Raw genomic sequence first — 19812 nt, forward strand, 5'->3', positions numbered from 1 at the left:
GATGATGTAGCTAAATATATGAAATATTACAATCTAGAGCGACTGCACTCGGCAAATGCTGATCAGTCACCGATAGATTTTGAAATATCTTTTAGAAAAGTGTCCGGTTGGAGTTGACCAGAACACAAAGCCTTAACAAGGGTAAACAGCAACGTTCAAACAGTGTAGATAACAACATCCTTTTTAAACTGAAATAGTGTTAACTCTTACTTGCACTTTATAGGCCTCCTTCTTTATCATAAGGGCAATTTTTTAGGTTAAATACCTTTATACCCATTCCATTTTTTAGTTCATATTTTACTTTCCCAGGAGTTACCATGCCAAAAATTAATCTGCTGTTATTATGCGGCGGAGGCGGCGCAGAACATGACATTTCGTTGATGTCAGCCCTTTTTTTTGAGTCATCATTAGCTAAGTCTGATAAATTTTCGGTGTGTAAATTAGTGCTTGATCAACATGGGCATTACCACACGGAAGACGGTAAGTTATGCGACTTGACGAATCGCCGTGATATCCGTTTTGAAGATAACAGTACGCCACCTTGGCCAGTTGATTATGTGATTCCATGTATTCATGGGTTTCCTGGAGAAACTGGCGACATTCAATCATATTTTAACTTAATACAGCTGCCCTACTTTGGTTGTGAGTCAGAAGCCTCAAGTAATTGTTTTAACAAAATAACCGCTAAAATGTGGTTTTCAGCTTTAGGCGTTCCAAATACACCTTATATTTTTTTACATCAGCTAGATGATGATGCGATTAAGCAAACTGAAGCCGCATTTGATAATTGGGGCTCGGTATTTGTTAAAGCCGCTTCACAAGGTTCATCTGTGGGTTGTTATAAAGTCGATGTGAAAGCTAATATTGCCAAGGTACTAAAAGACGCTTTTAGTTATGCCCCTTACGTTGTGGTTGAGCAAACGATTCAGGCCCGCGAATTAGAAGTCGCCGTGTACGAATATCAAGGTGAAGTAATCGCCACCTTACCGGGTGAGATTATTTGCGACAGCAATAGCTTTTACTCATTTGACGAGAAGTACGCTAAAAACAGCAAAGCCCGTACTGACGTGGTTGCAGACAATCTCAGCCCAGAAGTTAGCCAACAAATCCGTGATTATGCAATTAAAGCCTTTAAAGGAATGAAGCTGCGCCACTTATCGCGCATTGATTTCTTTTTAACTCAGGACAATCAAATCCTCTTGAATGAAATTAATACCTTTCCAGGGCTCACACCGATTTCGATGTTCCCCAAAATGTTGCAAAACCATGGTCATGTTTTTACAGAGTATTTAATTGATGTAATTGGCCAACAAGTTGATTTAACCTAAACGACTTTCGTTCTAATTTGCATAAAATAAAAGGCCAGCAAATTTGCTGGCCTTTTATATGCGCTTGCAATACTAAATCAGTTAAAACCCTTCAACACCTGCCATATCGGGTAATTGGTGGGCAATCCCTTTATGACAATCGATACAGGTTTTTTCGCCACTAGCCAAAGACGTAGAATGCATTTGCGATGCACGCTTAGACTGACGAGTAAAATCCATATAATCAAAGTTATGACAGTTACGACACTCTAAAGAATCGTTCGCTTTGAGTCGATTCCATTCATTTTCAGCCAAATGGCGACGCTTTGCTTCAAACTTTTCACGGGTATTAATGGTGCCGAATATTTTGCCCCACACTTCTTTAGACGCTTGCATTTTACGGGCAATTTTGTCGGTCCAGTTATGTGGCACATGACAATCAGGACAAGTTGCACGCACACCACTTCGGTTAGTAAAGTGAATAGTGGTTTGCAGTTCCTTATAAACGTTATTTTCCATCTCATGGCAACCAATACAGAATTGCTCACGGTTGGTCAGCTCTAACGCAGTGTTAAAACCACCCCAGAAAATAACCCCTGCAATAAAACCTCCAATGGTCAAAAAGCCTAAACTGTAATGAACACTGGGACGACAGAGTACTTTCCACACTAGCTTTAGTTGTTCAAATAATTTTGCAATCATAGTGACTCCTAATGCTTAACCGCGGCTTTCGCCTTAATTAAGTGATCAATATCGACAAAATCATTTTCAACAAGTAACTTGGCATCTAACTGCGGCGCATGGCACTGAGTACAGAAGTAACGACGCGGTGATAATTCCGCCAAGAAATTATTGTCACGATCCATATAGTGAGTCACACTCACCATTGGAGCCTGTGAATGACCAGTACTAGTTCGTGCATGGCACTGGATACACTTATTCACTTTAAGATCTATCTGATAACCATCTATCTTATGTGGGATAACTGGTGGCTGCATTGGGTAGTTACGAACCTGCTTAACATCGGTATTGATCACCGCTTGCATGGCTGGCGGTGTCGGTTCTACATTAATTGGGGCTAAACGTAATGTATCGATTTTTTCTTCGGGTACGCTGGCAGCCATTACACTTACAGAGATACCTAGTAATGCGATAATCGATAATAATTTACCTGCTTTCATGGTCTGTCTCCTTAAGCCTTAACAATCTTAATGGCACATTTTTTAAAGTCTGTTTGTTTTGACAAAGGATCTGTCGCATCTAACGTCACTTTATTAATGAGCTGGCTTGCATCAAACCAAGGTACAAATACAAGGCCGACAGGTGGCTTATTACGTCCGCGCGTTTCGACTCGTGTTTTAATTTCACCACGACGAGAAATCACTCTAATTTCGTCACCGCGACGTAAACCACGCTTTTTAGCATCGTCAGGATGCATAAAGCACACAGCATCAGGGAAAGCTTTGTATAATTCTGGGACACGTTGTGTCATCGAACCTGAATGCCAATGCTCAAGTACACGGCCTGTTGATAACCAGATATCGTATTCTTCATCCGGCTCTTCCGCTGCTGGCTCGTAAGGTAATGCAAAAATAACCGCACGACCATCAGGCTTACCATAAAATTCAAAATCTTTACCAGCTTTAACGTATGGATCAGACCCTTCACGGAAACGCCATTTAGTTTCTTTACCATTAACCACAGGCCAGCGTAAACCGTGCTCTTTGTGGTACACATCAAAGTCAGCTAAATCATGGCCATGACCACGACCGAAAGTAGCATATTCTTCAAACAGGCCTTTTTGCACATAAAAACCAAAGTGCTTAGCTTCATCATTTAAATATTTTGGATCGGCATCGCTTAATGGGAATTTTTCAACATTGCCATTTTGATAAAGCACTTCAAATAAGCTTTTACCTTTAAATGAAGGGTTTGCTGCTAGCACGTCAGCAGGCCAAACTTCGTCAGTGGTGAATCGCTTAGAGAACTCCATTAACTGCCATAAATCTGATTGTGACTCACCAGGAGCTTTAACCATTTGGTGCCAAAATTGAGTACGACGTTCTGCGTTACCGTATGCACCTTCTTTTTCCACCCACATTGCGGTTGGTAAAATCAAATCAGCGGCTTGTGTGGTGACCGTTGGGTACGCATCTGATACAACAATGAAGTTTTCAGGGTTACGATAACCAGGTAAACCTTCTTCATTGATGTTTGGGCCTGCTTGCATGTTGTTGTTTACCTGTACCCAATAACAGTTCAGGTCGCCATCTTTTAAACGACGGTTTTGCTCAACAGCATGATAACCAGGCTTAGGTGGGATAATACCGCTTGGGATATGCCAAATTTCTTCAGCATGTTTCCTGTGCTCAGGGTTAGTCACCACCATGTCAGCAGGTAAACGATGCGAGAAAGTTCCGACTTCACGTGCTGTACCACAAGCAGAAGGTTGACCCGTTAATGAGAATGGGCTGTTACCTGGAGTCGAAATTTTACCGACTAACAAGTGAATATTATAAATCAGGTTATTACACCACACACCACGAGTGTGCTGGTTAAAGCCCATGGTCCAGAATGATGTTACTTTACGATCTGGATCAGCATACAACTCAGCTAGTTCAATAAGCTTATGTTCAGGTACGCCTGACAACTTACTCACTGATTCAACGTCATAGTCGGCCACAAATTTGGCAAATTCGTCAAAACTCATTGGCGTAGAATCACCCGCTGTACCAACGTTTTTAGCTTTCATTTGTAACGGATGCGTAGGACGTAAACCATAACCAATGTCTGTCGTTCCCTTACGGAAATTAACATGCTTTTTGACGAAATCTTTATTCACTTTATTATTTTGAATAATATAGTTTGCAATAAAGTTAAGCATCGCCAAATCGGTTTGCGGCGTGAATACAATGGGTAAATCGGCAAGGTCAAATGAACGATGTTCAAAGGTAGATAATACGGCAACTTTAACGTGTGGCGCACTTAAGCGTCGATCGGTTACACGAGTCCACAAAATAGGGTGCATTTCGGCCATATTTGAGCCCCAAAGCACAAATGCATCAGCCGCTTCCATATCGTCATAACACCCCATTGGCTCATCAATACCAAAGGTACGCATAAAGCCGCCAACCGCAGATGCCATACAGTGACGAGCATTAGGGTCGATATTGTTTGAACCAAAACCCGCTTTCATCAACTTAACCGCTGCATAACCTTCCCATACGGTCCACTGACCAGAACCAAACATACCAACAGCTGTTGGCCCTTTAGCTTTTATGGTGGCTTTCCAACGTTCTGCCATAGTGTCGAAGGCTTTTTCCCATGAGATAGGAGTAAATTCGCCATGCTTGTCGTATTTACCGTCGGTCATACGTAGCATTGGCGTTTGCAGACGATCGCGACCATACATAATTTTAGAAAGGAAATAACCTTTTATACAGTTTAAGCCACGGTTAACTTCACTGTTTGCATCACCATGGGTGGCAACAACTTTACCATCACGGGTAGCAACCATGACTGAACAACCTGTACCACAAAAACGACAGGGTGCTTTGTTCCACTCTAATTTGGTTTGCTCAGAGCTTGTGATCAGGTTACTTGCCGTCGTTGGCAATGCTAAGCCTGCAACACTTGCCGCTGCGATAGCGGCATTGGCTTTCATAAAATCGCGTCTATTCATTTTCATATCTCACCTTCTTTAAGCTCTTCACTTTGGTGATAAACCATGGTGGCAGACAACACACCTGGAATGGCATTAATCGTCGAAATATCATCCATCAACGATTTTTGGCTTGACCCTTCAACGACAACAACTAACTTAACGTCATTATTAGCTGACAACTCAGCATTCTCGATGGCCATAATTTTTTTTCTTACTTCAGCCATTTGCTCAGGTTGTACTTGGACAATTAGGCTGGTTACGTGAAGTTCATTGCTCATACATCATTCTCACATTAGTTATTATTTATTATTAAAGAATTAACCCGCGCCTGGGGGCCCAGTTAAAATTTGGCTAAACCAGATACTAAAGCCTAGCGCGCTAACCAGTAGCACAGACAAGATTGGGGCTAAAAAAACAGTTAAAAAGATAAAAATCTTTAACTCTAAACCCTTTTTGCTTTCGGTTTCATTACTCATGGACCCTCCAAGAGTGGGGATAAGAACAATGAATTATCATCGTTTCATTGCTGCTTCATTAAGACTCGTGAGAATTTTATCGTTAATGCAGTTACAAACTATATACTCACAAATTGGTAAAACGAGGTTAATATGATCTAGATCATCAATTTTGATTATTCATTAGTTAGATCAGGGTTATTGAACATAAATACCGATTAAATAAAGGATTATCTAATCGAATTATTGAGGAATATCGCGCTTTGCTAACATAAAGTATAAGGCATAAAAATAAACTTGCTCAACCAAACTGCTAACCTTTTACTAACAACCATGAGTTAACAAAAAAAAGCCGACAACCATTTGGGGCGTCGGCATTTAAACAATATAAATCAGGTTAACTTAAGCGATAACGTAATACTTTTAAGGATTTTTGCTCATCACTGTCGGCAAATACATCGGGATTCGCAATACGTTCAATATAGGTTAATTGTGGTGCAGTATCTTCGACTTGCTGCATAAGGAAGTCACAACCGAGTTCTGGTGCGTTAAGGCACAACAACACCTCCCCTTGAGGAGTTAACAAGTCAGGTAAACGTTTTAATAAACGCTCATAGTCCTTGGTTGCGACAAAGCTACCGCGTTGATTACTAGGCGGATCGGCAACAATCAAATCATATGGCCCCAGCTTGGTAAGCTTACCCCAAGATTTAAAAATATCGTGGCCTAAATAACGCGCCCCTGCAGGCAAGTCATTCAATAAATGATTTTGTTTACCTATACTTAATGCACCTTTACTCATGTCCATGTTAACCACTTCATCGGCGCCACCTTGTAAGGCTGCCACAGAAAAACCACAAGTATAAGCAAATAAATTAAGCACTTTTTTATATTTGGCATGCTGTTTTACCCACGCACGCCCATTCGCCATGTCTAAAAACAAACCATGATTTTGCCCACGAAGCAAATGCACAATAAAGCGGGCGCCATTTTCAATCACACTATGTTGCTCTGGCACTTGACCAAATAACAACTCACTGAATGTTTGGCCACCATGACGATACTGATAGACTAAATTCAATGGTTTGCTTGGATGCTGTAATTGCCAGTACTCCACTAATGCATTAACTAATTCATCACGTTGTTCATTGTCTAACATTTTAAAACTGGTTAGTAGCAGTACGGGGTTATACCAATCTAAGCAAAGATGCTCATCGCCAGGGTATAATCCACCACGTCCGTGAAATAAACGGCAAACATCATCACTAAAAGTAATATTGGGTAATACTTGTAAAAAACGCTTCATACACTCTCTTATTAGATAAATTAAATCGATTCAGTTACACATCTGATGTTGATGACTTCTCTTTAGTGTCATTATCAAGGTCGTTGTTTTCGTCAGTTACAGCGATGATATGAGTATCATCTACACCAACAGGGTCAGCGGATGTATCTTCAGCATCATCGGACAATAAAATGGCCAGCCAACTGCCCGATTCGCTCGACTCTAAGCCTATTTTAACAATCATGGTTAGCGGCACCGACAACAACATCCCTACTGAGCCAAGTAACCAGCCCCAAAAAATTAAAGATAAAAACACCACTAAAGTTGATAAGCCTAGACCACGCCCCATAAAGCGCGGTTCAACCACGTTACCCATCACCATATTGGTACCTACGTAAAGTAATCCTGTTATACCTGCGGCGCCGGGGCCCATTTGAATAAAAGCCAACAACACTGCTGGTATCGCGGCAATAATAGATCCAATGTTAGGAATATAATTAAACAGGAAAGCAATCACAGCCCACAACAAAGCATAATCAACCCCGATGATGCTCAACCCAATACCTATTACCGTGGCAGTCGCTATGCTGACAAGTGTTTTGATTACCATATATTGGTTAACCGACTGCAGAAATTTGTCTATTTGCTTAAGGCGCATATCGGGATCATCTAACGCTAAATGAAACTTTTTTGGCATAGATTGCGCTTCAAATAACATAAACACGATAGTCAAAATAATCAGAAATAAATTGGCCATCACATTACCCACACCAGACAACATATTGGTGGTCATGGATAACGCCATTCCGGGGTCAAAATAGTCGAGCACTTTTTGTTTTGAAATCTGAATATTGAAATCTTGAAGCTTTTCAATAACCCACGCAAATTGCTCAATCAATTGTTGGCGGTAAACAGGCATTTGTTTGGAAAACTCATTTATAGAACTCCCTACCAAACTGGCTAGCCATAATCCCATCAATACAATAAAGGCCATTAATAAAATAATAGACAACCATTTAGGAATACGAAATCGCGACATTAATACAATGGCAGGATTACAAATAACCGCTAAAAATGCCGACAACACAAATGGCACCACGATTGGGCTTGCGGTTTTAATGCCGGCTAAAATAACTACCACACAGGCCATCACGATAAAACTGCGCACTGCCATGGGAGATTGTTGTATTCCTTTCATAAAGCGAAAAATCCTTATTATTGCTCATTAAAATGATTCTATATGCTAAGCTAGATCTAGGGCCTTTTGATCTTTGCTGGTTAAGTTTTGTTCGAGATAAAAACGTGTTAATCGAGGCGAGAGGATTGCTGCCTAGCAATCTAAGCTAAATTCGCTCAACAAAGAGTAAAACGTTTTTAGCCGAACCCTTCGGGCAGCATTTGTTGGTCATTTTTACTGCATTATCGACTTTTTATGTAGAATAACTACACCACAAAGTCTCTTCTTTGTACAAATGACCACCAACTCGCTGCAAAAACAACCTTGAAAGATCAACAGGCCCTAGTTACATACTGCAAACTATTAAATTTTTTGTCGATTCTTATATCAGTTGATGACAATATGGGCTGACAACAACTTATAGGGAACCACTGACATCATATGAAACCAGAAACCGCTATTATACGCATTAAAAACTTACGTTTACGTACTTATATCGGCATTAAAGATGACGAAATCAATAATCAACAGGATGTCATCATTAATGTGGTAATTCATTATTGTGCTGATAAGGCCCGCAACAGTAACAATGTTGAAGATGCATTGAATTATCGCACCATTACTAAAAAAATCATTGCCTTGATTGAAAATAACCGTTTTTCATTGCTGGAAAACTTAACCAACCAAACTCTCGCTATTGCCAGCGAACATGATTGGGTAGAATTTGCCAGTGTCGAAATAGATAAGCCCCACGCACTGCGTTTTGCGGATTCAGTGTCGATGGAATTATGCTACCAAAAACCACTATAACGGTCATATTTGACACCCAATTAATGATCATTTCGGGATCGACTGTCGTATGTGTAGATAATGACTAAAGGGGGGAGTTTGCATGAGAATATTAATCACTGGTGCTACGGGGTTTGTTGGCAAGCAACTAGTCAAATTACTTAACGACCACCAGCTGATCATATTGACGCGCAATATGAATAACGGCAAAAGTACTCTGGGTAACCAGCATCAATACTGGCAAACCCTTGCAGACAAATCACACCTTGACGATATTGATGCAGTCATTAACCTCGCAGGTGAACCCATAGTCAACAAACGCTGGAGCAACAAACAAAAAAAACTGATATGTGACAGCCGTTGGGACATCACAGCCGCATTAACTCAACTAATCCGTAATAGTACAACACCACCGCATACATTTATCAGTGCTTCTGCTGTCGGTTACTATGGCCGACAAGGCCAAACACCTGTTGATGAAACAAGCGATTATCATGCTGAATTTAGCCATGACATATGCCAACAATGGGAAGACCTTGCACTTCAAGCCCAATCACCACAGACTCGAGTGTGTATTACTCGCATTGGGATTGTACTCGGCAAAAATGGTGGCGCACTAGCAAAAATGTTACCGCCCTTCAAGCTTGGCCTGGGTGGGCCGATTGGCAGTGGCGAGCAAGGTATGAGTTGGATTCACCTAGATGATTTACTTGGCTTGATTAACTACCTGCTCACCCACAATCACTTGCAAGGAGTGTTCAATGCAACGGCGCCTAATCCCGTTAGCAATGAAGTATTTTCACATACTTTGGGAAAGGTTCTCAACCGCCCGGCAAAAATAACCACCCCGCCATTAGCTCTCAGACTGGCTATGGGTGAAATGTCACAACTGCTCACTGAAGGGCAATTTGTTCTCCCTACAAGACTCCTCGATGTGGGTTATCAGTTTCGCTACAGCGACATTGAAAATGCGCTGGAAAACATTGTCAACTAACACCCATTACTGAAGACACCTTCACCTTAGTGACATCTATATGAGATGTTTGATGGTGTCGATAATCGGTTGATAGCGGCTCGCTAAAGGCCGATGTTTTTTATGAATTAGAAACAATGGCTCGCTTACCCCCTTTTTTTGTTCTTTAACACTCACAAGTTTTGCCACGCAAATCTGTTGTGGCTGAGCAAAACTGTCGACGGCAAATTGAGGTAATACAGCAAAAGCTAACCCTTTCGCTACTGGCACTAATATTTGATGCAATTGATTAACGTAACTGCGTATGGGTACCTGCTGGGCAACAGCTTGTTTATGACTAAAATAATGACTGACCATTTGTTGCCAGTAATGCATTGCATCTGGATGAGCAACCATGCCTAATGCCATTATCTGTTCAAAGTCGACTAATTTGTCTTGATACGTTTTTGGCATAACAATACATAAAGCTTGTTGTCCTAGTGCAGTTAACTGTAACTCTTCCATGTAAACCGCTTGAGTCACAATACCTATTTCAACTTGATTAGTTAATACACTGTCGATAATACGTTTATTGGGCGCAGCCTCTATGGATATTTGTAATTGCTTGTGCGGCAGTTGGTAATCAATTAAATGCGGATACAACAATAATGCCATCGAGCCAGAACATGCTATTCGGCACTCTCCAACATGTACATCATCAATAGCCAATTGCGACATTAATTGTTGTTGCTGTTGTTGCCAAAGCAATGCTTGTTGATGTAATTGAATACCAGCTTCGGTGAGTTCAAAACGTTTTCCTACACGATATAACAAAGCAACCCCAACCTGCTCTTCAAGCTTTTTAATGTGCTGACTGACACCAGGTTGAGTCATAAATAATTGCTCTGCCGTGTGAGTAAAATGCCCAACTTCAACCAACTTAATAAATGTGGTTAACCATTGCTGATTTAACATTATTTCCTCTGGGTGCAATAACGAGTAACAGTCAATAGCATACCAGTTAAATGATAATTTAAAATTATCATAATGAGTATTTTTGATAATTTAACTTAACCGTAAAAACTGCATACACTTTATCCATCGACTCAATACAGAGTCACTAACCAATAAAATGTCAGAGGTTATTATGAGTACAACTTACCCACGCAGTTTCTCCCATATTGGTATTTCAGTACCTGACTTAGAGGCTGCCGTTAAATTTTACACCGAAGTATTGGGTTGGTATTTAATTATGCAACCAACAGAGATTATTGAAGAAGACACACCTATTGGGGAGATGTGTACTGACGTATTTGGCGAAGGTTGGGGATCATTCCGTATTGCTCACCTTTCAACGGGTGACCGTATCGGTGTCGAATTATTCCAATTTAACAATCAAGAAAACCCAAAGGATAACTTTGAATATTGGAAAACAGGTATCTTCCATTTCTGTGTCCAAGACCCAAATGTTGAAGAATTAGCAGAAAAGATTGTTGCAGCCGGCGGTAAAAAACGTATGAAAGCACCACGTTATTACTACCCAGGAGAGAAGCCATATCGCATGATATACATGGAAGATCCGTTTGGTAATATTCTAGAAATCTATAGTCACAGCTACGAATTACATTATGCTAGCGGTGCGTATAATTAGATTGAACTAACGAACCAATACAAGTGCGATTAATTCTAGGTTGCGCTTCAGTAGTACTCTCTTGTACTACTGAGGCATGTTTAAAGCATAAAAGACTTAATTTCATCTGCCGTTAAATAACGCCACTCACCTTCTGCTACATCAGCTCTTACTGCTCCAATACTTTCGCGATGGAGTAATACCACTTTATTGCCAATTGCGGCAAACATACGCTTTACTTGATGAAACTTACCTTCCGTCAATGTTAGCAACACTTCTTGTGGTGTAATAATGTGTAACGTCGCCGGTAATGTCAGCCCTAGCTCCCCTTGCAAAGCAATACCCTGTAAAAAAGAGTCTGCAGCATCTTCAGCAAGCGGTTTAGCTAATGTAACTCGGTAAACTTTACTGCATTTTGCTGAGGGCGAGGTGATAGCAAAGGTCCAACGTCCATCATCCGTTATCAGCACTAATCCCGTCGTGTCGGCATCTAACCGTCCAGCAATATGCAGTTCAGATGGTCGCTCTATGTCCACTAACGAAAATAGTGAAGGATAAACCCCATCGACATTAGAACAAAGAGTATTAGCAGGTTTATTAATTAACATATAACGAAATGGCCGAGCTACAAGTTTTTGACCATTTAAGGTAATTTCATTATTTTCATGAACCTGAACAGCTTCATCTCTAACAGCCACCCCATTAACCAACACGTCGCCATTGCGGATAAGTTGGATCACATCAGACTTTAATAACTCAGTACTTTTACAAATAAATCGGTCCAGCCGCATTATACCAATTCCATTAATGATGTGCTTAATCAGCGTCACTCAGTTTTTCTGTTTGAGGCGCATGGTTAAAACAACGGTTGTTCCTTTTCAAACCAATATAACACTGGGTGGAAAGTAAATAATGGTTAGGATTATTTGGGTGATAAAAAATCATTCAAGTAAAAAAGAGCAAAACAACGTCACACCGACACTTAATGCAAACCCCAGAAACATTATTGCTATAAAAAACCATCGGTGAGAAAAATTATTTCCTTTAAACACCAGATACGATTTACTGATGGTGTTACCGAGTAAAATTAACAACAATAATATTATTAAATCAATGTCATCTGGCTTCATAGACCATTCTGTCATAACCGATACAAGAATGGCATGAGCTTCAAAAAATGACACGAGTAACGTACTGAGCCCACGAGATAATCCAAGTTCACTGCCGATAAAATGCATGGCGTACACAAGTGCGAGGATCAAAATAGACAGTTTAGCGACATTTTTCCAATTTATTGGATGATCAATTAACAGTTCTATCTCGACAGCAGCTTGGCCAGGTTGATTGCTTAAAAAGGATAAATGAGATTGAGTCTGGATATAAATAATCATGCTAATAAAAAATAATAATTGCGTCACAAAAGGGAGATAAAATTTTATGGGTAACTGTTCTCCCATAAAAAACATAATAAACAATGACTCCAATAACATAGAACACAATGCAAATAATAACGTTAGTAATAAGTCGCGCTCACTTGTAAATGCAAATTTTTTATCATTTAGTACTTGTATAAATACTGCCGTACTGGAAATAAATCCCCCCAGAAACCCCTGTAACTGGAATCGACTGCGTTTTGCCAACAAATGAAAACTTAAAAAACTGAATAACTCAAGGCAGGCAATTAAAGGAACAATTTTTAATAAAGGGATATAAGCCGCCACAACAAACAATGCCGCCAATATGGCCATATCGATCCAGATATGTTTATCTTTAAAATGATATGCGAGTGGTGTCTTATGCTCCATCGATAATAAAGGCCCCTATAATGTATATACTTACTCCATGTATCGTAGCGCCATCATACACTTAGAACGGCATTGCATTTAAGTCTAAATCACCCATTACGGTAATTTTCTACCTTTTGTATTAGTTTAATTAACCACAGGACCGAAAACCATGATCATGGCGCCTCACTTGACGACAAGCAATAATGTGTCTCAACAAAGCACTTAATAACGACTGTCTGTTAATCATCACCATATCTGTTACCCATAATATGGTGATGAAACAAGTACCCGATTAATTAACATCACAAACTGACATCATCACGCTATACTAAGCCTCGCTAGCCTGCTTTTAGCATTTCGCTACACGATTTATTTAACAACTGACGGCATCGCCATACTCCAAGTATCGACACAATTGCCGCGCCAGCAATGGGGGCTATCCCCCACCAAGGCCAATGCATGTAAACCACCAACTCAAACACTTGAGTTTTTAACATATATAATGCAAATTCAGCCACTATCACCGCAAGCAAACCAGCAATAGCACCAAGTAAAGCGAACTCAAATCCGGTTGAAGCTCGTAACAACCAACCAGATGCACCAAAGGTACGTAGTACGGCTAATTCACGTTGACGAGTCGCCATACCGGCCTCTGTTTGCGCAATTAACACTAACGCACTTGCCAACAAAACTAATGCTAACACCAGTGATAACGACAAGGAGACTTGCTCGATAATTTGTCTTAACTGGCTAACCATAGCGCCAACATCAATAATTGACACCGTTGGGAACTGCTTAATTAATTGCAACACAATCTCATTCGCCGTTAACAAACTACCTGCTGTCGCCAATTGTTGGTCATTCAAATGAAAACTCGCCATAGAGGTATACGCAAAAGGAGACAAGGCTTTAGGCGTAAAAATCATGAAAAAATTCGGTTGCAAAGTTTCCCACTGCACCTGCCTGATACTGGCAACAATAACGGATAAATCTTGGTTATCAATTCGATAAGTGAGCTTATCACCCAGCGATAATCCTAATCGTTCGGCAACACCAGACTCAACAGAAACCTCATTGTCAGCTTGATTAAACTCTCCCTCAATAAGCTTATTATTGGGTGGCAATGTGGCGCGATAAGTTAAGTTTAACTCACGCGATATACCAACGCGACCTTCTACCCCTTCGTCAGCTTGTTTACCCGATATCAGCGCTTCATCATTGATGTGGGTTAATCGACCACGCACCACGGGATAAATATCAGTGGCTTTAATGCGATTTAAGGTTAAAAAGTCATCCAGTGGTTTGGCATCTTCAGGCGCGATGTTAACTAAAAAATAGTTAGGTGCATTTTCTGGTAACTGCTTTTGCCACTCATTCAACAAGTCCTGTCGTAACGCTAAAATAGTTAACAACAAAACTAATGCACTACTAAAACCGACTAATTGCACTGCATTTTGTCTTGCCCGGCGACGTAGCCCCGCTAAAGCAAGTTGCAGCGGATTAGTGGTTTTCATCCCAATACCATGACCAAAGCGGATCATGACAAAACCTAATAGGCTGAGTAATACTCCAAGTAACATTACAGCTAATACTACCGTCATGGTGAGTGCTAAGCTTTGCGAGTACAAATATCCCAGTAATGCCATAGCGCTCAAACTAAGCAATAAATGTAACCACATACCAAGTTGCAGGCCTTCTAGCTGACGCTGTAATACTCGCAATGGTGGAATAGCCAATAAACGCATTAATGGATAAGCAGAAAACATAAACGCACTAATAAGGCCCGTGCTAACACCAAGTATAACGGGGCGCATATACGGGGGCGAGTATGCTGCAATTTCTGGTGGTAAAAACGCCGTAATACCTAGATCAAGCAATAAACCGCCAATGAGCCCCAGCATGATACCCAATAAGGTCACTAACGAAAGATGCAGACCGAACAACACCCGAATTTGCTTACCTGAAGCCCCAAACGTTTTCAGCATAGCCACAACATCGTAATGACGTTGACAATAACGCTGTGCAGCGATACCAATAGCAGCGCACGCCAATGCAATTCCAAGTAAACTGGCGAGCAACAAAAAACGTTCTGCACGTTGCACCGCTGAAGCAATCGGTGAATCTCCCGATTGCACATCGACCCAACGCTGGCTGCTATTGAGCAAAGGCTTAACTTGCTGCTCAAACGCGGTTAATTGTTCAGTATCTCCCGTAAATTGGTAAAGATAAGTCACCCGGCTACCAGGCTGAATAATACCTGTTGCAGGCACGTCATCTAAACGGATTAATAATACCGGCGACGAAGCAAACGGATTAAAACCCGCATCAGGTAAACGGCTAATTTCCTCTGTAAGTGATAACTCACTGTTGCCTAACTCTATACTTGTAGGATAGCCAAGTAACCCGCCTAAGCGGTTCTCGAACCACGCTTGACCGGAGCTTGGCAAGGCCCTTGTTACGCCACTACTAAGCTCTATATCGCCTTTTAATGGATAGCCTTCACCAACTGCTTTAACGGTAACCAATTGAAACTTATCATCTGAATACACCATTGAATTAAATTGCATATTAGTCACATGAGCAAGGCCAATATCATCTGCAATTACTAAGACTTTAGGGTCTAATCCAACAGGAGAATCGATAATACGGTCGGCGGCAATAAAATTGGCCGCTTCACCATTTATCGCAACTTGTAAACGCTCGCTAACCCGAGCAAGCCCTGTGACAGAGAGTACAGCCAAGGTAATGGCAAGTACGATTAATACTAATTGGCCTTGTGCAAGCTCACGCTTAAATAAACGCCAAGCAATGTGCCATTCCATTAGTTAGCCTCCACAACATGTGATTGGCTCGTAGAATATGTCGCGGTATTGTGCGCTACGGGCTCAGACAAATGACCATTTTCCATCACTAACTGTCTTGCACAGCGTTTTGCTAAATGTAAATCATGGGTGACTAATACTAATGTTGTGTCACTTTCTTGATTTAGCGCAAACAACATATCAGCAATTTTGTCACCGTTTACACTGTCTAAATTGCCTGTAGGTTCGTCGGCAAATAACACTTTAGGCTCGCAAATAAAGGCTCTAGCAATGGCAACACGTTGTTGTTCACCACCCGAAAGCTGTTTGGGTAAATGATTTAACCGATGCGACAAACCAACGCGCTCAAGCATAGCCTGTGCTTTTTGCTTTGCATCTTTCACTCCAGCAAGCTCTGCGGGTAACATTACGTTTTCAAGCGCGGTTAACGTATCAACCAACATAAACGACTGGAAAATAAAGCTGACTTTTTGTTTGCGAAGTGCGGCTTTTTGCTCTTCATTCAACCCCGACAATGCCACCCCATCCAAAACAATTTCACCTGATGTTGGAGTATCAAGTGCGGCTAATAATCCGAGTAATGTCGATTTACCAGAACCTGATGGCCCAAGAATAGCAATACTGTCACCCTGCTTGACTTCTATATTAATGCCGTTGAGGATAGTCAGCTCTCCCTCTTGGGTCACCACAGTTTTATTAAGGTTAGTTACAGTTATGGCACTGGTGTTTCGAACGATATTATTAGACATACGATCCTTCTTATTTTTGTCGCTTAAACGCATGTTAGCTACTGCATTTACGTTGGTATTAATGTGCGCGCCTACCTATGCTGCCACGGTTTTGATACTAGGTGATAGTTTAAGTGCAGGTTACGGCATGCCAGAAGATCAAGGTTGGGTACAATTACTGCGTAATGAACTGCCTCAGCACAAGATTATTAACGGCTCTGTCAGTGGCGAAACGACAGCTGGTGGATTACGTAGGCTCCCGAGTTTACTGGCTTCCAGCCAGCCTAACCTTGTGGTTGTTGAGCTTGGCGGAAATGATGGATTACGCGGTTTTCCACCAAATAAATTGAAATCAAATCTTACAAAAATCATTAGCCTTTCTGAAGAACATGGCGCCAAAGTATTATTAACTGAAATTATGGTGCCACCCAATTATGGCCCTAGGTATACAAAAATGTTCACCAACGTCTATCATCAATTAGCGGCTGAACATGCCATTCACTTAGTGCCATTTTTCATGCAAGATATTGCCGCAGACAAAAGCTTAATGCAACGCGATGGTATTCATCCAAATGAGCATGCTCAAGCAAGCATTACGCAATGGATGCTACCTTGGATCACACAAGCATTAACTGATTAAATATTTCAATTTATATGACTTTCACTGCAAATGTTAAAAACATTCTACTAAACTGTACGAAAGTCATTTTATTTTCAGTATCAACGTTTAAAATGGCACATCAGCAGGTGCTCAAATCTACCATAAATAACGATAAGCTTTAGACAACAATAAAGACAATAAGGAAATAATATGTCCGTCAGTCGTCAAAAAAAAGTATACCTACCAACCGCAACACGTAAAAATCAATATATTACCATTGGCTTTCCATTAACCGATGAGTATCTCAACGCTTACAGTGACTTAGAAACTTGTTACGATGAATTTAGCAAATTAGTTTATCAATTAGCTGAAAAACAAGAATTGTACAACGTACACGTAGTGACCACAGATAAATTGCCGATGGTACGCTTTCACAACGAAGCTTATTGCTTAAATACCGACGAGCAATTACGTTTTTTCTATAATCCAGCTCATCATGAAGCAAATCGTTTACACAGTGTTGCAGGTTTTCGAGCAAGAAAACTGAGAGTTGTATTTTTAGCGACTGGCAACGATCTTCGTAGCCATTCAGCAGAATTTCACACTCATGTACAAAAATTTATTGCTGAATTAAAGCCATTACTCCCCGTAAAAGATGTCCCTATTAAAGTCCGTGACCATCAGCATATTTCCTATGATTTTTTTGCAAAAGCAAAGGGGTTCAAAGAAACTTACGGCTATAAATTACGTGCTGTAGACAGCCGCTATCAACGTCGTCATTGTGAACTACCAGAAAATGTCAGCACGCTTAATTATGTTACGATTAATATCCCCGTTGCACGCCGAATCAAAAATCAATTATTCGCAAATGATATAACTGATTTTTCAAGTGTTTATCAAAATTTATGTGACAAGTTTATTAAAGCAACTGCAAGTAAACAGCTAAAACGCGTTGCCGTTGTTGCCAATGGTAAATTACCCCTTGTACGTAACAGTAAGTATGAGCAATTAACCAGTACCAACGAGTTTCAGATGGTTGGGTTTGACCCTAACACGGATTCACCTGAACCGATTTGTCATTGGGATACAAATAAACTTGTCGAAGCGTTCCGCTTTGTCATTGTTGCGGGTAAAAATGATGAGACAGACGAGGGTTATGGTCGCTTCATGAACCAAGTTGAAGAAGCTTTACGCCTGTTTACCAACGAATTAGATATTGATAAAGAGCACGCCGATGTGATTTTACGTTTTCATCAACACATCAGTTATAAAGCTTAATCATATCGAAGCGTTACCATAAAAAAAACGACAGCCAAAGCTGTCGTTTTTTTATCGTTCAAATGACACATACTGTAGCATTATACCGACTGGTTACGCTCTGCTAAACGATTCATAACAGTATTCACCGCTAATGATGCGCCGTGAGCAATTTTATCAGCCAGCTTTTTCTTCACTTGATACCTAATCTTGATCACTTGATGGGTCTTAACTAAATTTAATACCACATCATCGCTAGTCGAGACTTCATCAATTAAGCCTAAATCGATTGCCTGTTGACCATACCAATGTTCACCTGTTGCCACTTTAGTAATGTCCATATTAGGACGATAACGACCAACAAACTCTTTAAATAACACGTGTGTTTCTTCTAACTCCTGCTGGAACTTAGCTCGCCCTTCATCGGTATTTTCACCAAAGATGGTCAATGTACGCTTGAAGTCACCTGCGGTATGTTGCTCATAATCAATATCATGTTTTTTAAGCAAACGATTAAAGTTAGGTACCTGTGCCACGACACCAATCGAACCGACAATGGCAAAAGGGGCCGCATAGACCTTATTAGCCACACACGCCATCATATAACCACCACTAGCTGCAACTTTATCAATGCAAATAGACAGCGGAATATTGGCTTGACGTAAACGGTCCAATTGACTTGATGCAAGTCCATAACCATGCACCATACCGCCACCACTTTCTACATTCACTAAAACTTCATCGCCTTTGTCTGCAATCGTTAGAATAGCAGTCACTTCTTCACGTAATGATGCAACTTCATGTGCATCAATACTGCCTTTAAAATCAATAACGAACACCTTAGCTTGAGTTAGCCCTTTTTTCTCAGTGGCTTTCTCATCAGCTTTCGCCTGTTTTTCATAAGCTTTAAATTGTTTTTTAGGCAGTAACTCTTCTTTTAACTGATGTTTAAGCTGTAGTAATTCATCTGAAATATCTGTCAGCCTTAACTCACCTTTATCTGGTTTGTTTTTCATGCTGCTTGCCAGCACTAATACCACAACCGCTAAAATAGCGACCACAATGGTTACCGCTTTGGCTAAAAACAAGCCGTACTCATATAAAAATTCCAAAACTCGCTCCATAAGGGATGACAATCTTGTGGTATTTTAACAGCAATACCTAAACAATAGAGAATAAAAAACCCAGCTATTACTTAATGCCGATCAGTTAAGCGGTAATGCTATAAAAACTGAACAGATCGGTTGACCGATCTTTTCAGTCTGCGAAAATCCGATAATCTTTATTATCGGATTTTTTTATGGAACTCTCTGAAGCCCTTGCTCGCACTTCAATTAATCGCCTTACTGAGTTTTCAT

Annotated in this window: 19 protein-coding genes; 6 read left to right on the forward strand and 13 right to left on the reverse strand. The window is 40.6% G+C overall.

Annotated features, from left to right (window positions below):
• Window positions 1-317 precede the first annotated feature (317 nt).
• Entirely contained in the window at window positions 318-1328 is a 1011-nt protein-coding gene (locus ACWXWT_RS14955) for a D-alanine--D-alanine ligase (RefSeq protein WP_456042377.1), read from the forward strand.
• A gap of 81 nt (window positions 1329-1409) precedes the next feature.
• Here the strand turns inward: ACWXWT_RS14955 and ACWXWT_RS14960 are convergent, their stop codons facing one another.
• From ACWXWT_RS14960 to ACWXWT_RS14990, 7 genes are all read right to left on the reverse strand, one after another.
• A complete protein-coding gene (locus tag ACWXWT_RS14960) occupies window positions 1410-2009 on the reverse strand; it encodes a cytochrome c3 family protein (protein WP_456042378.1) in 600 nt (199 codons plus the stop codon).
• An 8-nt stretch (window positions 2010-2017) separates the two neighbouring features.
• Complete coding sequence (locus tag ACWXWT_RS14965) at window positions 2018-2488, reverse strand: nitrate reductase cytochrome c-type subunit (protein ID WP_456042379.1); 471 nt, start codon at window positions 2486-2488, stop codon at window positions 2018-2020.
• Window positions 2489-2499: 11 nt separating this feature from the next.
• Window positions 2500-4989, reverse strand: a complete 2490-nt coding sequence (gene napA / locus ACWXWT_RS14970) for a nitrate reductase catalytic subunit NapA (RefSeq protein ID WP_456042393.1) — start codon at window positions 4987-4989, stop codon at window positions 2500-2502.
• Window positions 4990-4991: 2 nt separating this feature from the next.
• Window positions 4992-5249, reverse strand: coding sequence for a chaperone NapD (locus tag ACWXWT_RS14975; RefSeq protein WP_456042380.1), 258 nt, complete (start codon window positions 5247-5249; stop codon window positions 4992-4994).
• A 39-nt stretch (window positions 5250-5288) separates the two neighbouring features.
• Window positions 5289-5447 (reverse strand): periplasmic nitrate reductase, NapE protein, encoded by a 159-nt coding sequence (locus tag ACWXWT_RS14980; RefSeq protein WP_182772433.1) that lies wholly within the window; start codon window positions 5445-5447, stop codon window positions 5289-5291.
• A 376-nt stretch (window positions 5448-5823) separates the two neighbouring features.
• Complete coding sequence (locus tag ACWXWT_RS14985) at window positions 5824-6732, reverse strand: class I SAM-dependent methyltransferase (protein ID WP_456042381.1); 909 nt, start codon at window positions 6730-6732, stop codon at window positions 5824-5826.
• Window positions 6733-6766: 34 nt separating this feature from the next.
• Window positions 6767-7909, reverse strand: coding sequence for an AI-2E family transporter (locus ACWXWT_RS14990; protein ID WP_456042382.1), 1143 nt, complete (start codon window positions 7907-7909; stop codon window positions 6767-6769).
• Window positions 7910-8329: 420 nt separating this feature from the next.
• Between ACWXWT_RS14990 and folX the strand changes: the two genes are divergently transcribed.
• The gene (gene folX / locus ACWXWT_RS14995; protein WP_456042383.1) at window positions 8330-8698 is read left to right on the forward strand and encodes a dihydroneopterin triphosphate 2'-epimerase; all 369 of its coding nucleotides are present in this window, start codon (window positions 8330-8332) and stop codon (window positions 8696-8698) included.
• 82 nt (window positions 8699-8780) lie between these two features.
• Entirely contained in the window at window positions 8781-9671 is an 891-nt protein-coding gene (locus ACWXWT_RS15000) for a TIGR01777 family oxidoreductase (RefSeq protein WP_456042384.1), read from the forward strand.
• A 36-nt stretch (window positions 9672-9707) separates the two neighbouring features.
• Here the strand turns inward: ACWXWT_RS15000 and ACWXWT_RS15005 are convergent, their stop codons facing one another.
• Complete coding sequence (locus ACWXWT_RS15005) at window positions 9708-10604, reverse strand: LysR family transcriptional regulator (RefSeq protein ID WP_456042385.1); 897 nt, start codon at window positions 10602-10604, stop codon at window positions 9708-9710.
• 172 nt (window positions 10605-10776) lie between these two features.
• On the opposite strand from ACWXWT_RS15005, the gene ACWXWT_RS15010 reads away from it, so the two are divergent.
• Window positions 10777-11280, forward strand: coding sequence for a lactoylglutathione lyase family protein (locus ACWXWT_RS15010; protein ID WP_456042386.1), 504 nt, complete (start codon window positions 10777-10779; stop codon window positions 11278-11280).
• 80 nt (window positions 11281-11360) lie between these two features.
• On the opposite strand, the gene ACWXWT_RS15015 is transcribed toward ACWXWT_RS15010, so the two are convergent.
• The 4 genes from ACWXWT_RS15015 to ACWXWT_RS15030 form a co-directional block, all read right to left on the reverse strand.
• Window positions 11361-12050: a pseudouridine synthase gene (locus ACWXWT_RS15015; protein ID WP_456042387.1), complete on the reverse strand. Its 690-nt coding sequence runs from the start codon at window positions 12048-12050 to the stop codon at window positions 11361-11363.
• Between the two features lie 150 nt (window positions 12051-12200).
• On the reverse strand, window positions 12201-13064 hold the full coding sequence (locus tag ACWXWT_RS15020; RefSeq protein ID WP_456042388.1) for a DUF4010 domain-containing protein: 864 nt from the start codon (window positions 13062-13064) through the stop codon (window positions 12201-12203).
• 320 nt (window positions 13065-13384) lie between these two features.
• Window positions 13385-15868: an ABC transporter permease gene (locus ACWXWT_RS15025; RefSeq protein ID WP_456042389.1), complete on the reverse strand. Its 2484-nt coding sequence runs from the start codon at window positions 15866-15868 to the stop codon at window positions 13385-13387.
• A complete protein-coding gene (locus tag ACWXWT_RS15030; protein ID WP_456042390.1) occupies window positions 15868-16617 on the reverse strand; it encodes an ABC transporter ATP-binding protein in 750 nt (249 codons plus the stop codon). Before ACWXWT_RS15030 ends, ACWXWT_RS15025 begins: the two co-directional genes overlap by 1 nt.
• Window positions 16618-16678: 61 nt before the next feature.
• On the opposite strand from ACWXWT_RS15030, the gene ACWXWT_RS15035 reads away from it, so the two are divergent.
• On the forward strand, window positions 16679-17236 hold the full coding sequence (locus tag ACWXWT_RS15035; protein WP_456042394.1) for an arylesterase: 558 nt from the start codon (window positions 16679-16681) through the stop codon (window positions 17234-17236).
• 171 nt (window positions 17237-17407) lie between these two features.
• Complete coding sequence (locus ACWXWT_RS15040) at window positions 17408-18475, forward strand: DUF3083 family protein (RefSeq protein ID WP_456042391.1); 1068 nt, start codon at window positions 17408-17410, stop codon at window positions 18473-18475.
• Window positions 18476-18555: 80 nt separating this feature from the next.
• On the opposite strand, the gene sohB is transcribed toward ACWXWT_RS15040, so the two are convergent.
• Window positions 18556-19566, reverse strand: a complete 1011-nt coding sequence (gene sohB / locus ACWXWT_RS15045) for a protease SohB (RefSeq protein ID WP_456042392.1) — start codon at window positions 19564-19566, stop codon at window positions 18556-18558.
• Window positions 19567-19812 lie beyond the last annotated feature (246 nt).

This window comes from Shewanella sp. A22 (assembly GCF_053850585.1).

Bases quoted from the DNA above. Each gene is read 5' to 3' on its own strand.
- ACWXWT_RS14955 (WP_456042377.1), top strand. From the start codon at position 318: ATGCCAAAAATTAATCTGCTGTTATTATGCGGCGGAGGCGGCGCAGAA.
- ACWXWT_RS14960 (WP_456042378.1), bottom strand. From the start codon at position 2,009: ATGATTGCAAAATTATTTGAACAACTAAAGCTAGTGTGGAAAGTACTC.
- ACWXWT_RS14965 (WP_456042379.1), bottom strand. From the start codon at position 2,488: ATGAAAGCAGGTAAATTATTATCGATTATCGCATTACTAGGTATCTCT.
- napA (WP_456042393.1), bottom strand. From the start codon at position 4,989: ATGAATAGACGCGATTTTATGAAAGCCAATGCCGCTATCGCAGCGGCA.
- ACWXWT_RS14975 (WP_456042380.1), bottom strand. From the start codon at position 5,249: ATGAGCAATGAACTTCACGTAACCAGCCTAATTGTCCAAGTACAACCT.
- ACWXWT_RS14980 (WP_182772433.1), bottom strand. From the start codon at position 5,447: ATGAGTAATGAAACCGAAAGCAAAAAGGGTTTAGAGTTAAAGATTTTT.
- ACWXWT_RS14985 (WP_456042381.1), bottom strand. From the start codon at position 6,732: ATGAAGCGTTTTTTACAAGTATTACCCAATATTACTTTTAGTGATGAT.
- ACWXWT_RS14990 (WP_456042382.1), bottom strand. From the start codon at position 7,909: ATGAAAGGAATACAACAATCTCCCATGGCAGTGCGCAGTTTTATCGTG.
- folX (WP_456042383.1), top strand. From the start codon at position 8,330: ATGAAACCAGAAACCGCTATTATACGCATTAAAAACTTACGTTTACGT.
- ACWXWT_RS15000 (WP_456042384.1), top strand. From the start codon at position 8,781: ATGAGAATATTAATCACTGGTGCTACGGGGTTTGTTGGCAAGCAACTA.
- ACWXWT_RS15005 (WP_456042385.1), bottom strand. From the start codon at position 10,604: ATGTTAAATCAGCAATGGTTAACCACATTTATTAAGTTGGTTGAAGTT.
- ACWXWT_RS15010 (WP_456042386.1), top strand. From the start codon at position 10,777: ATGAGTACAACTTACCCACGCAGTTTCTCCCATATTGGTATTTCAGTA.
- ACWXWT_RS15015 (WP_456042387.1), bottom strand. From the start codon at position 12,050: ATGCGGCTGGACCGATTTATTTGTAAAAGTACTGAGTTATTAAAGTCT.
- ACWXWT_RS15020 (WP_456042388.1), bottom strand. From the start codon at position 13,064: ATGGAGCATAAGACACCACTCGCATATCATTTTAAAGATAAACATATC.
- ACWXWT_RS15025 (WP_456042389.1), bottom strand. From the start codon at position 15,868: ATGGAATGGCACATTGCTTGGCGTTTATTTAAGCGTGAGCTTGCACAA.
- ACWXWT_RS15030 (WP_456042390.1), bottom strand. From the start codon at position 16,617: ATGTCTAATAATATCGTTCGAAACACCAGTGCCATAACTGTAACTAAC.
- ACWXWT_RS15035 (WP_456042394.1), top strand. From the start codon at position 16,679: ATGTGCGCGCCTACCTATGCTGCCACGGTTTTGATACTAGGTGATAGT.
- ACWXWT_RS15040 (WP_456042391.1), top strand. From the start codon at position 17,408: ATGTCCGTCAGTCGTCAAAAAAAAGTATACCTACCAACCGCAACACGT.